Here is a 13,562-nt window from a genome sequence, read left to right on the forward strand (position 1 = left end):
ATGGCGCGGGGTCGGCCTCAGGGCGAAACGCGCCCGGAATTGAGCCGGGAGGCGGTGCTCCGCTTCATCACGGACAATCCGGGGCGCTCGTCCAAGCGCGACATCGCCAAGGCGTTTCAGGTCAAGGGCGACGAGCGCGTCGCCCTGAAGGACCTCCTTGCCGACCTGCAGGCCGAAGGCGTCCTCGCCGGCGGCCGCAAACGGTTTTCGACGCCCGGTGCGTTGCCGGACGTGGCGGTTCTCGAAATCCGTAGCCGCGACGATGATGGCGGACTGATCGCCGAACCCGTGAGCTGGGACGCGGAAAGAGACGGCGAGCGCCCTCGCCTGCCCGTTAGCCAGGATCGTGACAAGGGCCCGGTGGCCGGTCTTGGCGAGCGTATCCTGGCGCGGATCGACGAGGACGAGGGCGGCGCTAAAATCGCCCGCGTGATCCGGGTGCTGGAACGGCAGAAAACCTTGGCGCTCGGCGTGTTCCGCGCGCAGCCGGGCGGCGGGGGCCGCGTCGAACCGGTCGAGCGCAAGCAACTTGAATATATCGTGCGGGCGGGCGACACGAACCACGCCAAGGACGGCGATCTGGTGGAGATCGCGCCGGGGCCGCGCCATCGCACGAGCCTGCCGATCGCTACGGTCGTCGACGTCGTCGGCTCGATGAACTCCGAGCGCGCGATTTCGACCATCGCGCTGCATGCTCACTCCATCCCGCATATTTTTCCGAAAGCCGTGATCACCGAAGCCGAGGCCGCCGGCCCGGCAACGATGAAGGACCGCGAGGATTGGCGGAGGCTGTCTCTCGTCACCATCGATCCGGCCGACGCCAAGGACCATGACGACGCGGTGCATGCGGTGGAGGACGACGATCCCGCCAATCCCGGCGGCATGGTCGTCACGGTCGCCATCGCCGATGTCGCGCTGTATGTCCGCCCGGGCTCGAAGCTCGACGCCGAAGCCCGGCTTCGCGGCAATTCGGTCTATTTCCCGGATCGCGTCGTGCCGATGCTGCCGGAGCGCATTTCGAACGAACTCTGCTCGCTGCGTGAGGGGGTGGACCGCCCCGCCCTCGCCGTCCGGATGATTCTCGGGGCGCATGGCGAAAAGCGGCGTCACAGCTTCCATCGCATCATGATGAAAAGCCACGCCAAGCTGTCCTACGAGGCGGCCCAGGCGGCGATCGACGGTGCGCCGGGTGACGTGCATCCGACGGTCGTCGACGACATGCTGAAGCCGCTCTGGAAAGCCTATGGCCTCGCCAAGGCGGAGCGCGCGCGCCGGCAACCGCTGGATCTCGACCTGCCGGAGAAGAAGATCGTCCTGGGGCCGGACGGGCATGTCGACAAGGTCGTCGTGCCGCCGCGCCTCGACGCCCACCGGCTGATCGAGGAGTTCATGATCCTGGCCAATGTGGCCGCGGCCGAAACGCTCGAGGCGAAGCGCCAAGCACTGATCTACCGGGCCCACGACGCGCCCTCGCTCGCCAAGCTCGAATCCTTGCGCGACTTTCTGCGGACGCTGGAGATATCGCTGGCCAAGAGCGGCTCGCTGCGGCCATCGCATTTCAACGGCATCCTCACCCAGGTGAAGGCGAGCGAGCACGAGAGCCTCGTCAACGAGGTAGTGCTGCGGTCGCAGTCGCAGGCGGTCTATTCACCTGAGAATATCGGACATTTCGGTCTCAACCTCGTCCGCTACGCCCACTTCACCTCGCCGATCCGTCGTTATGCCGATTTGATCGTTCACCGGGCGCTGATCACCGCGCTCGGCCTTGGCGAGGGTGGGCTGAGCCGCGAGGACGAGGAGACCCTGGAACAGACCGCCGAGAACATTTCGCGCGCCGAACGTCGCGCCATGGCGGCGGAACGCGACACCGTCGACCGGCTGATCGCCCATCATCTCGCCGATCGCGTCGGCGAGGATTTCGACGGGCGGATTACCGGCGTGACCAAGGCCGGACTGTTTGTCGTTCTCCCAGCCTTTGGGGCGGACGGTTTCGTGCCGATCTCGACGCTCGGCAACGAGTTCTTCCATTATGACGAGGTGGGCCGCTCGCTGGTCGGCGACCGGAGCGGTCATGGCTTTCGCCTGGGCGATTCGGTAGAGGTGCGCCTCAAAGAGGCGCTGCCACTGGCCGGCTCGATGCAGTTCGAGATGTTGAGCGAGCCCCGCAAACTGCCGCGCACGACCGGCTCCTTCCACAAGGCAGGCGGACGCCGGCGCTCCACAGGACGCGACAAGAACGTTGCGGGGAAGGCCAGGAAACGGCGATGAGCCAGCAGATGATCGACAGCGAATACGCGGTTCGGGCAAGCAGCCCCGACAGCGTCCGGCCGGTGGGGCCGGCGCTGCTCAAGGGCCTTCGTTGCCGGTGCCCTAATTGCGGCGTGGGCAAGCTCTTCAGCGGCTATCTCAAGAGCGTGGACGCCTGCTCGGTCTGCCACCAGGAAATTCACCATCACCGCGCCGACGACCTGCCGCCCTATCTGACGGTGTTTATCGTCGGCCATATCGTGGTCGGCCTGTTCATGTTCGTGGAGCGTGCTGTCACGCTGTCCATGTGGACGCATTTGGCGATTTGGGTCCCGATCACGCTCTTCCTTTCGCTCGCGCTGCTTCAACCGTTGAAAGGCGCAACTATCGCATTGCAGTGGGCGTTGCGTCTCGGCGGCTTCGGCGGAGAGGCCGACGAGGAGCCATACGGTTGAGCGAGACCGGAGCCATGGCGGCGCTGGATGCCGGACGAATGCGGCCCGACGGCCCGCGGCCTGCCGGACCCAAGCAGCGGCCCCGCGACGCGGGAACATTGATCATCGTCGACGAGGCTGGCCCGGCGCCGCGTCTCTTGATGGGGCGGCGGGCGGCCGGACACGTGTTCATGCCAGGCCGCTATGTCTTTCCCGGCGGCCGGGTGGATGCCGCTGATCTCGCCCTGGCTTCGGCCTTCACCCTCTCCGAACCGGCCCTTGCGCGGCTTTGCGCGGGGCCCCCAGCCCGGTTCGATTCTCGCAGGGCGACCGCGACCGCCCTCGCCGCGATTCGGGAGACCTTCGAGGAGGCGGGCGCGATGGTGGGGGCGCCTGGTGCGTTCGAAGGCCGGACGGCCGGCTTTTGGGGCATGTTCGCCGACCGGGGAATTCGCCCGGATCCCGGACGCCTTGTGCCGTTGGCGCGCGCGATCACGCCGCCGGGGCCGCCTCGGCGCTACGACACCCGCTTCTTCTGTGTGTCCGCTACCGAGATGTCGCACGGGCCGTCGCTCGAGGACCTGCCGACCGATGAACTCGAAGCGGTCGAATGGTTCACCTTCGATCAGGTCAAGCAACTATCACTCGCCGCCATCACCTTGCGGGTTCTCGCGGATCTGGAGGCGCGGATCGCGGACGGATCGTGGCGCGACGCGACACGCCCCATGCCCTTCTACCGGGCCGTGCGCGGGCGATTCGTCCGCGATTTTCTCTGACGGTATGGGCGGACCCGCCGGATGGGCAAATGGACGCCCGATGACATCGTCGCACAAGCCGAACACGAGATCGAACAGGTCGACTGGGTCTCGGCCGGCGCCGCCATCGCTTCGATCAGCGCGGTCGGTATCGCCCTTGGCCTTGGCCTGCCCCTGCTCAGTGTCATTCTCGAGCAACGGGGGATCTCGGCAAGCCTGATCGGCGCCAACACCGCCGTTGCCGGAATTGCCTCGCTCCTCGCGGCGCCCTTGATCACGCCGATCGCACGCCGTCTCGGCGTTCGCTTGTCGATGCTGATTGCCATTGCTCTCTCAGGCATCTCGGCTCTCGGCTTCTATTTCCTGACACCGTTCTGGACCTGGTTTCCGCTGCGGCTGGTCTTCCACTTCGCGATCACGGCGCTGTTCGTCCTCTCCGAATTCTGGATCACCGCGGCGGCACCGCCCGGCAAGCGCGGCTTCGTTCTGGGCATCTACGCGACCGTCCTGTCGCTCGGCTTCGCCGCCGGACCGTTCATCTTCTCGCAAGTCGGCTCGACGGGAATCCTGCCCTTCGCGATCGGCGCTGGCGTCATCTTTGCCTCGGCGATTCCCTTGTTCTTCGCCTGGAACCGACAGCCCGCTCTCGGAGAGCGTCAACGCGGCTCCTTCTGGCGATACATATTCGCCGTCCCGACCGCGACCGGCGCCGTGCTGATCTTCGGAGCCGTGGAGTCAGGCGGCTTCGCGCTGTTTCCGATCTATGGCGAACGGCTTGGCTTTTCGGAATCATCCGCCGCCCTGTTGCTGACCGCGATAGGCCTCGGCAATGTCCTGATGCAGATTCCGATCGGCCTTGTGTCCGATCGTGTCCGGGATCGCCGCAGCCTGTTGTCGCTCTTCGCGCTGATCGGCCTCATCGGAACCCTGTCGCTGCCTTTGGTGGCCCAAGACTGGATGTTGATGGCCACACTCCTGTTCCTGTGGGGCGGCGTCGTGGCCGGCCTTTACACTGTGGGGCTGGCGCATCTGGGATCGAAGCTCGCCGGCTCCGAACTCGCCTCGGCGAATGCCGCCTTCATCTTCTGTTATTCCGCAGGCATGCTCGTCGGTCCGCAGGCCATCGGCTCGTCGATGGATCTGTTCGGAGCCAACGGATTCGCTTGGGCGCTCGCCCTCTTCTTCGGCCTCTACCTCGTCCTTACGCTGGGGCGAATGGCGTGGGCGAGACGGGCTTGACTTGCCGACGAGCTTGGCTATGGTCCGCGTCGAATTCGCCGCCGCATCGCGACGGCGCGTTGGTGCGTGGTGTGTCGGCTGTTATGCAGTTAATCCCACAAGCCGAAACAGTTTCAGCCGCAGTCGTAGCGAACGGAATCGGCCCGCGCCCGGTTCGATCGAAAATGACGACGCGCATCAGCGAACGGATAAGGCCATGGCGAAGGCAACCACCATCAAGATCAAGCTCCTCTCGACAGCCGACACCGGCTTCTTCTATGTCACGAGCAAGAACAGCCGCACGATGACCGAGAAGATGGTGAAGACCAAGTACGACCCGGTCGCGCGCAAGCACGTCGAGTTTCGTGAGGCGAAAATCAAATAATTTTCGGCACGATCGGCCGATGATGGCGCCGCTCCGGCAACGGGGCGGCGCTTTTGGTTTTGGAGTGCCGCCTTGTTTTGCCAAGCGCCGCCGGGCCACAGGCCACGGCGAGAAAACCGTTGGCGCGCATGTTCGCCAAACGGCATCGGTTGAACGAAGCGCGATATCAGCGGCAATAGGGATCGGGTGATCGTCGGCGGGGGGCGCCGCAAAAAAGTGGCCGGCCGGCAACGCACAACGGTACGAGGAAACCGCATGCGCACGCTACCGACCGACCTCCCCACGGGACCCAGGAGATGCGGCGGACCTGAGCATTCCATGGGGGTAACTTCGAAGGTCTTCCGTCTAGCTCTTGACCTTCGATTTCTGTCTGGAGACTCGCCCAGAACCGATTCAATTGCAACGACATTGCGCGCCATTGGGTCTAGACTTTTAAGAAATGGTTAAGGCCGTTTTGTTTCGGCTTCGTTCGAAGTGGTATCAAGATGATACGCTAGGCGCTTCCTCGACCGGCGGTGGCCCCTCCCTACGGGGCCGATGCTTCCGAGGTCGAGAGGCCAAACCGCCGTTGCAACCTCCGGTCTGTTTTCAAGCCGCCTCCGCGGTACCGACCCGGTTGCGGCCGCCGCGCTTGGCCGCATAAAGCGCCTGGTCGGCCCGCCTCACCAAATTCGCCGCGTCGTCGCGCGCGCCGTCGAAGACGGCAAAGCCTTCGCTGACGGTCACATCGATCATTTCGCCGCCGATGTCGAAGGGTGTATCGCATACGCTGCGACGGATACGGTCGGCGATCGACATGGCGGTGTCGAAATCGGCGTCCATCATCAGGATCGCGAACTCCTCGCCGCCGAACCGGCACGCCAGATCGCTGGAACGCAGGCAATCGTTGAGCCTTGCGGAAAACTGCTTGAGCACGCGGTCGCCCGCCTCGTGCCCCCAGCCGTCGTTGACTCGCTTGAAGTGATCGATGTCGGCGATCAGCACCGAGAAGCTCGCTCCTGTGGTGCGAGCGCGCTGCACGGCCGTGGCGAGATGGGTCTCGAAGAAGCGGCGATTATGCAGCCCCGTCAGGGAATCGGACAGGGCAAGCTCAATTGTCTGTTCGACCGATTGCCGAAGGCGCTCGTCGTTGCGTTTGCGCCGCATTTGGGTTCGGATGCGGGCGATCAGTTCGTGGCGGTCGAGCGGACGCTGGATGTAGTCGTTGGCACCCAGTTCCAGGGCACGGGCAGCCGTTTCATCATCTTCCGCTTCCGCGATCGCGAGGACCGGCAGGAGCCGCGACGCCTCGTTCGACCGCAACTGCGATACGAGCCGCAACGGATCGACCGCTTTTGCTGCCATGTCGACCAACACGGCGTCGGCCGCCCCATTGACGGCGGCGGCGATCAAGCTTGCCGCATCCGCGACGGCCTCGACCTGCACCACGCCCTTCAGATATTTCTGGATCCGCCGCGTCTCGTCGACATCCTCCCCGTAGAAGGCGAGCCTGGCGAGCACCTCGCGCCCGTCGCCGGCATGCTCCTCCGCGACGAGGTTGATCGCCGTTTCGGCGCGGCGCCGCAATTCGTCTGTCACCAGCTTGAGGCGCGTCAGACTGCGGACCCGAGAGAACAGCGGCAGATCGCGAACGGGTTTGGTCAGAAAATCGTCGGCGCCCGCCTCGAGCCCGGCAAGCCGGTCGGAGGGCTGATCGAGGGCGGTAATCAGAACGATGGGAAGATACATCGTGCGGGGGTCGGCCTTCAGCTGTCGGCAGACCTCGAAGCCGTCCATCTCCGGCATCATCACGTCGAGGAGCACGAGATCGATGGGCTGGCTACGGCAAATCTCCAGCGCGTCTGCGCCGCTCATCGCCGTGACCACATCGTAGTATTCCGCCGACAGCCGCGCCTCGAGAACGCGAAGGTTCATCTCGATATCGTCGACCAGCAGGATTCGAGCGGTCATGACGCGACCCTCAGGCTTCGCCCAGGAAGGAGCGGATGGTGTCGATGAATTTGGTGACCGAGATCGGCTTCGAAATATAGGCTTCGCAGCCGCCCTGACGGATTCGCTCCTCGTCGCCCTTCATCGCGAAGGCCGTGACCGCGATCACGGGGATCCTGCTCAGCTCGGGATCGGCCTTGAGATCCCGTGTCACGTCGAGGCCGGAAATTTCCGGAAGCTGAATATCCATCAGGATCAGGTCGGGACGATGTTCGCGGGCGAGATCCATCGCGGTCAGTCCGCTGCGAGTCTGCACGGTTGCGTAACCATGTGCCTCAATCAGGTCGCGAAAGAGCTTCATGTTGAGTTCGTTGTCTTCGACGATCATCACGGTCTTCGCCATGGGCGACACTCCTTGCCTCGACCGACTTGCGATCTTGCGCTATCGAGGTCCCTTCTACGCTGATTTGATTTAAGAAGTGGGAATGGACGGGTTGCCATCTCTTAACGATAACAAAAGGTTGCACGGCGGCGTTGGCGGCGCCGGGATGAATCGCCAGGAAGCGGAAGCCCTGGCGGTCGCGGCGCTCGCCTTTATCGCTGCCGATCGGACCCTGTTCGACCGCTTCCTTGCGCTGACTGGACTCGACGTGCCGGCGCTGCGTCAAGCCGCCGCGACACCGGGCTTTTTGCCCGGGGTTCTCGATTTCATTCTCGCACACGAGCCGACGGTCCTCGCCTTCGCGGCCGACGCCGAAACCGATCCCTCCCGGGTCGCCGCGGCCCGGCAGGCGTTGGGCGACAGCCCTTTTGTGGAGCAGCCGTGAGCCGCGGCAGCGTCACCGCCGGTCCACCGATCGCATCGCTGACCAAATCCCATGATGCGCTGTTGGTGCTGGACGTCGACGAGGTCGTCCTCGAATTCATCGATCCGTTCGGCCGGCTGCTCGAGGAACATGGCGCGCGCCTCCACCCCGAGAGCTTCAAACTGACCGGCAACGTCCGGTCGATTTCGACTGGAGCGGCCCTGTCGGGGTCGGAGCTAGATCGCGTGACCGAGCTTCTCTACGAGACCCAGGAAACGCGACAGCCGCTGGTCGCGGGTGTCGCCGCCGCTCTCGACCGGCTGTCGTGCAAGGCCGACATCGTATTTCTGACGGCGATGACGCCGTCCTACTATCCATACCGGCGGGCCCTGCTCGACAAAAAGGGTCTGCATTATCCGATGATCGCAACCGAGCGCTCGAAAGGCGCGATCGTCGCGGAACTCTCGAAACGCTGGCCCGGTCCGCTCGTCTTCGCCGACGATCTGCCGCCCAATCTTGCGGGTGTCCGCAAGAGCGTGCCTGAGGTACATCTGCTGCATTTGATGGCGAACACCGTCTTCCGGCCGCATCTGCCGCCGCTTCCTGCCGGCGCGCATGCGGCGGCCCATTGGAACGAGGCCGAGACGATCATCGAGAGCATTCTGGCGTCCCACCGGGTTGAATAGATCGCGACGGTCGGATCGCCGGAAATTCCCTTTTCTCACGGACTTGGCTATTCTGGCCGCTGGGAATCGTCCGAGGTCGTGATGTCCATCCCACCCCATTTGCGGTTTTGCCGGGACTGCCTGGCCCGGGACGACACAGCGGGAGCGCGTTGTCGCGCCTGCGGCAGCCCGCGGGTCGTCGGTCATGGCGAGCTCGCCGAGCTCGCCATTGCCCATATCGATTGCGATGCCTTCTACGCGGCCGTCGAAAAGCGCGACCGGCCGGAGCTTCGCCAGCAGCCCGTGATCATCGGTGGTGGCCACCGCGGGGTTGTCGCCACCGCCTGCTACGTCGCCCGAATCCACGGCGTGCGTTNAGCAGCCCGTGATCATCGGTGGTGGCCACCGCGGGGTTGTCGCCACCGCCTGCTACGTCGCCCGAATCCACGGCGTGCGTTCAGCCATGCCGATGTTCAAGGCATTGAAGCTCTGTCCCGACGCTATCGTCCTTCGTCCGAACATGGCGAAATATGCCGAGGTTGGGCGCGCGGTTCGCGACATGATGCTGGCCATCACCCCGCTCGTCGAACCACTGTCGATCGATGAGGCGTTCCTGGACCTGAGCGGCACGGAACGACTCCACGGCCAACCGCCGGCGATGACCCTCGCGCGTCTTGCGCGCGATGTGGAACGGGACCTCGGCATCAGCGTCTCGGTCGGCCTGTCGCACAACAAGTTTCTCGCCAAGATCGCCAGCGATCTGGAGAAGCCGCGTGGGTTCTCGGTGATCGGCCGAGCAGAAACCCTGGTGTTTCTCCGAGACAAGCCGATCTCGATGATCTGGGGGGTCGGCGAAGCGATGGACCGGACATTGCAGCGAGACGGGCTCGCAACCATCGGCCAGCTTCAGACGATGGACGAGGCCGACCTGATGAGGCGATATGGCCGCATGGGCCAGCGATTGTTCGGCCTCTCGCGCGGCATCGACATCCGCACGGTCGATCCGCGCGGCGACATGAAGAGCATATCGGCGGAAACGACGTTCCATCACGACCTGTCGACGCGCGACCAGCTTGTCCCGGTCCTGCGGAGCTTGAGCGAAAAGGTCGCACGACGTCTGAAAGCGACCGACCTGTCCGCTTCGACGATCGTTCTCAAGATGAAATCCGCGGATTTTCGGACACGCACCCGCAATCGCAAACTCCACGATCCGACGCGTCTGGCCGATCGGATATTCGAGACCGGTCTCGCCCTGATCGAAAAGGAGATCGATGGAACGCGGTTCCGGCTCATTGGTATCGGCTGCGCGGATTTTGGGCCCGCCGCCCTTGCCGACCCCGACGATCTCGTCGATCCGGGCGCTGCCAAGCGGGCCAAGGCGGAGGCAGCGCTCGATCGCCTGCGCGACCGCTTCGGCCAAGGCTCGATCGAGACCGGCTATACGTTCCGACAGGCCGCCGATTCCGAGGTGCCCCGCCCAGCACGGCGACACGAAAACGACCCGGCTTCCCAGGAGTCCAAGAACGGCTCACGACAGGACACGCGCCCTCCCCCTGCTGGCGGCTTTCCCGTCAAACGCTTATAAAAGCTCGACGTCGAGGACCCCTGGTGCCGCCTTGACGGCGCTCGCCATCTGCGGCGAGACACGGTAGCGGCCCGGAAGCATGATCTCGATCTCCCGTTCGCCGCCGTCGCGGACCAGAACGAGCGAGACCTCGCTGTCGCCATCGCCTTGGAGCTGACCGCGAAAACTTTGCAGCGGCGCGGCGTCGCGCATGAAGACACGCAGTGATTTCTGCATGCGCACCGCCTCGTCTTCCAGCGACTGAACCGACTGGACGCGGAACGAGATTCCCTCCGGCCGTTCCTCCGCCGACACCGTCACGATCACCGACGTGCCGGGCTCGAGCATGTCGCGAAAGGCGTAGAGGGCTTCCGAGAACAGTACGACCTCGTACTGGCCGCTGGGGTCCGACAATTGGACAATTCCGAGCTTGCCGCCGCTCCGCGTCTTGCGTTCCTGCCGCGAGGTGACCGTACCAGCGAGTTTGCCGGCGCTGGCGCCCCGTTTCACACCAGCGACGACTTCCGCGTGGGTCTGCACCCGCAGCCGCTTCAACGTCGCCTTGTATTCGTCCAGCGGGTGGGCCGAGAGGTAGAAGCCGATTGCCTGGAATTCCCGCAACAACTTCTCCGACGCGATCCACAACGGCGCCGGGTTGAGCCGCAGCGGCTCAGGCGCATCGCCGGCCGAGCCGAACATGTCGTGCTGCCCCGACGTCCGCCCCTCATGGACCCGCAGCGCATAAGAGGACATCAGTTCGATATTGCCGCTCAACAGCGACCGATCGTGGCCGAAACAGTCGAGCGCGCCCGCCGCGATCAGGAATTCGAGCGTGCGCTTGTTGACGATCTTCGGGTCGATCCGGGCGCAGAAATCCTCCAGCGAGGCGAAACCCACGTCGCCGCGTCGCTCCACGATGTGCTCGACCGCATGTTCCCCGACGCCCTTGATCGCGGCGAGGGCATAGAAGATTCGGTTTTCACCCACCTCGAAGGATTTGTAGGATGTCCGGACGCATGGCGGCACGACCGCAATTCCGAGCCGCATCGCATCCATGCGGAAATCATTGAGCTTTTCGGTGTTGCCCGCGTCGAGGGTCATCGAGGCGGCCAGGAACTCGACCGGATGGTTCGCCTTCAGATAGGCCGTCTGATACGCTACCAGGGCGTAAGCTGCCGCATGGCTCTTGTTGAAGCCGTAATCGGCAAACTTGGCCAGCAGGTCGAAGATCATGTTCGCCTGGGCCTTTTGCAGACCGTTCTTGACCGCGCCCTCGACGAAACGGACCCGCTGCTTGTCCATCTCCGCGCGAATTTTCTTGCCCATCGCGCGGCGCAAGAGGTCGGCTTCGCCAAGCGAGTATCCCGCAAGCACCTGCGCGATCTGCATCACCTGTTCCTGATAGATGATGACGCCCTGCGTCTCCTTCAGAATCGGCGCGATCATCGGGTGAATGAAGTCCGGCTCCTCCTCCCCGTGCTTGCGGGCGTTATAGGTCGGGATGTTCTCCATCGGACCCGGCCGATAGAGCGCGACCAGGGCGATGATGTCCTCGAACCGGTCCGGGCGCATACCGATCAGCGCCTTGCGCATACCGACCGATTCAACCTGGAACACGCCCACGGTCTCGCCGCGGGTCATCATCTCGTAGCTCTTGGCATCATCGAGCGGGATAGCCGTGAGATCGATCTCGATGCCTTTTCGGGCAATGAGTTCCACCGCCGTCTGTAGCACCGTCAGGGTCTTCAACCCCAGAAAGTCGAATTTGACCAGGCCCGCCGGCTCGACCCATTTCATATTGTATTGGGTGACCGGCATGTCGGAGCGCGGATCGCGGTACATCGGCACGAGCTGCGATAGCGGCCGATCGCCGATGACGATCCCCGCCGCATGGGTCGAAGCGTGCCGGTAGAGACCCTCGAGCTTCAGCGCGATCGAGATCAGCCGGTCGACGATCTCCTCCCTCTCGCGCGCTTCCTGCAGCCGCGGCTCCTCAACCAGCGCCTGGGCGAGTGTCACCGGGTTGGCGGGGTTCTGCGGCACCAGCTTGCAGAGCTTGTCCACCTGGCCGTACGACATCTCCAGCACACGGCCGACGTCGCGTAGCACTGCACGCGCCTGGAGCGTTCCGAAGGTAATGATCTGGCCGACCTGCTCGCGCCCGTATTTCTCCTGGACGTAGCGGATCACCTCCTCGCGCCGCTCCTGGCAGAAATCGATATCGAAGTCCGGCATCGAGACGCGTTCGGGGTTGAGGAAGCGCTCGAAGAGCAGCGAAAAGCGCAGCGGGTCGAGATCTGTGATCGTCAGGGAATAGGCGACCAGCGAACCGGCGCCCGAACCACGGCCGGGTCCGACCGGAATCCCCTGCCCCTTGGCCCACTTGATGAAGTCCGAAACGATCAGGAAGTAGCCTGGGAACTTCATACGCTCGATGATCGACAGCTCGAAATCCAGGCGCTCGCGGTAGCTCGCCTCGGTCTCGCCGGGGGCCAGGCCGTGCGCCGCGAGCCGCTTCTCCAAGCCTTCGACGGCCTGCCGGCGAAGTTCGGCGGTTTCCGCGCCCTCCGCCTCGACCGGGTCGGCGTCGGCGCCGGCGAAACGTGGCAAGATCGGCGCCCGCGTCGTTGGCCGGTAGGAACAACGCCGGGCGATCTCGACCGTATTGTGAAGGGCTTCCGGCAAATCGGCGAACAGCACCGCCATTTCGCCCTGCGATTTGAGGCTGTGGTCCCGCGAAAGCCGACGCCGATCCTCGTGACTGACCAGCCGGTTGCTCGCCACCGCCATCAGCGCGTCATGGGCCTCGAAATCGTCTCGGCCAAAAAAGAACGGCTCGTTGGTCGCCACGAGGGGAAGCGCGAACTCATAGGCTAGCCGAACCGTTCCGGCCTCCACCTTGCGGCTCCGCCCTTCCTGGCGCTGCAGTTCGACATAAAGCCGGTCGCCGAAGATCGCCGCCAGACGCTCCAACCGGGTCCGGGCGATCGCCTCCCGGTCGGCGGCAAGTGCCGCGCCGATCGGCCCCAGCGGCCCGCCAGTCAGGGCGATCACCCCCTCGGCACGCTCCGCCACCCAATCGAACAAGACGTGCGGTTTGGGGTTATCCGGATGTCCGAGATAGGCTAGCGAAACGATTTCGACGAGATTGGCGAACCCCACCTCGCTCGCGGCGATCAACACCAGCGGCGCGATCGACGCCAAATTCCGGTCCTTGCGGCCGCCGCGCTCCTCAGACTCGGTATCGCCAAAGTCGACGTCGAGCTGACATCCGATAATCGGCTGTATGCCGGCCTTCGCGGCCTTTTCGGAAAACTCCAGTGCGCCGAACAGGTTGTTCGTGTCACTGATCCCGATCGCCGGCAATCCGTCCGTCTTGGCGAACTGGATGATCTGGTCCAGCCGCAACGCGCCTTCCAGCAGCGAAAACGCGCTATGGACCCGAAGGTGAATGAATTTCGGATCGCATTCCACCGGTTCCGTCATGGCCGATCACCCCGTCTTTACTGGCTCCGGCACCGCGGCACGATACCGATTGGAGGACCCGTCCCGTTTCCTC

At 64.3% G+C, this 13,562-nt stretch carries 10 protein-coding genes and 1 pseudogene; 8 read left to right on the forward strand and 3 right to left on the reverse strand.

Annotated features, from left to right (window positions below):
- The 5 genes from rnr to rpmG all read left to right on the forward strand — a co-directional run bounded on the left by rnr (nucleotide 1) and on the right by rpmG (nucleotide 5,039).
- Nucleotides 1-2,268: a ribonuclease R gene (gene rnr, locus VSX60_RS01005; RefSeq protein ID WP_327622245.1), complete on the forward strand. Its 2,268-nt coding sequence runs from the start codon at nucleotides 1-3 to the stop codon at nucleotides 2,266-2,268.
- Nucleotides 2,265-2,702 (forward strand): DUF983 domain-containing protein, encoded by a 438-nt coding sequence (locus VSX60_RS01010; RefSeq protein ID WP_327622246.1) that lies wholly within the window; start codon nucleotides 2,265-2,267, stop codon nucleotides 2,700-2,702. The genes rnr and VSX60_RS01010 overlap by 4 nt, the downstream gene beginning before the upstream one ends.
- Nucleotides 2,699-3,457: an NUDIX hydrolase gene (locus VSX60_RS01015; protein ID WP_327622247.1), complete on the forward strand. Its 759-nt coding sequence runs from the start codon at nucleotides 2,699-2,701 to the stop codon at nucleotides 3,455-3,457. The genes VSX60_RS01010 and VSX60_RS01015 overlap by 4 nt, the downstream gene beginning before the upstream one ends.
- Before the next feature lie 21 nt (nucleotides 3,458-3,478).
- A complete protein-coding gene (locus VSX60_RS01020; RefSeq protein ID WP_327622248.1) occupies nucleotides 3,479-4,675 on the forward strand; it encodes an MFS transporter in 1,197 nt (398 codons plus the stop codon).
- Between the two features lie 196 nt (nucleotides 4,676-4,871).
- A complete protein-coding gene (gene rpmG, locus VSX60_RS01025; protein WP_206454054.1) occupies nucleotides 4,872-5,039 on the forward strand; it encodes a 50S ribosomal protein L33 in 168 nt (55 codons plus the stop codon).
- Between the two features lie 588 nt (nucleotides 5,040-5,627).
- Here rpmG and VSX60_RS01030 read toward each other — a convergent pair.
- Together VSX60_RS01030 and VSX60_RS01035 are read right to left on the reverse strand one after the other, a co-directional pair.
- Nucleotides 5,628-6,989, reverse strand: coding sequence for a PleD family two-component system response regulator (locus tag VSX60_RS01030; protein WP_327622249.1), 1,362 nt, complete (start codon nucleotides 6,987-6,989; stop codon nucleotides 5,628-5,630).
- A 10-nt stretch (nucleotides 6,990-6,999) separates the two neighbouring features.
- The gene (locus tag VSX60_RS01035; protein ID WP_327622250.1) at nucleotides 7,000-7,371 is read right to left on the reverse strand and encodes a response regulator; all 372 of its coding nucleotides are present in this window, start codon (nucleotides 7,369-7,371) and stop codon (nucleotides 7,000-7,002) included.
- A 145-nt stretch (nucleotides 7,372-7,516) separates the two neighbouring features.
- Here VSX60_RS01035 and VSX60_RS01040 point away from each other — a divergent pair, with 145 nt between their 5' ends.
- From VSX60_RS01040 to VSX60_RS01050, 3 genes and pseudogenes are all read left to right on the forward strand, one after another.
- Nucleotides 7,517-7,795, forward strand: coding sequence for a DUF3572 family protein (locus VSX60_RS01040; RefSeq protein WP_327622251.1), 279 nt, complete (start codon nucleotides 7,517-7,519; stop codon nucleotides 7,793-7,795).
- Nucleotides 7,792-8,460, forward strand: coding sequence for a hypothetical protein (locus VSX60_RS01045; protein WP_327622252.1), 669 nt, complete (start codon nucleotides 7,792-7,794; stop codon nucleotides 8,458-8,460). Before VSX60_RS01040 ends, VSX60_RS01045 begins: the two co-directional genes overlap by 4 nt.
- 81 nt (nucleotides 8,461-8,541) lie before the next feature.
- Nucleotides 8,542-9,943 (forward strand): annotated as a pseudogene (locus VSX60_RS01050) (DNA polymerase IV); the annotation flags it as partial.
- Between the two features lie 75 nt (nucleotides 9,944-10,018).
- Here the strand turns inward: VSX60_RS01050 and dnaE are convergent.
- A complete protein-coding gene (dnaE, locus tag VSX60_RS01055; RefSeq protein ID WP_327622253.1) occupies nucleotides 10,019-13,489 on the reverse strand; it encodes a DNA polymerase III subunit alpha in 3,471 nt (1,156 codons plus the stop codon).
- Nucleotides 13,490-13,562 lie beyond the last annotated feature (73 nt).

Origin of the sequence: Aurantimonas sp. A3-2-R12, assembly GCF_036016755.1 — a bacterium.
In the GTDB taxonomy this organism is placed as follows: domain Bacteria; phylum Pseudomonadota; class Alphaproteobacteria; order Rhizobiales; family Rhizobiaceae; genus Aurantimonas; species Aurantimonas coralicida_A.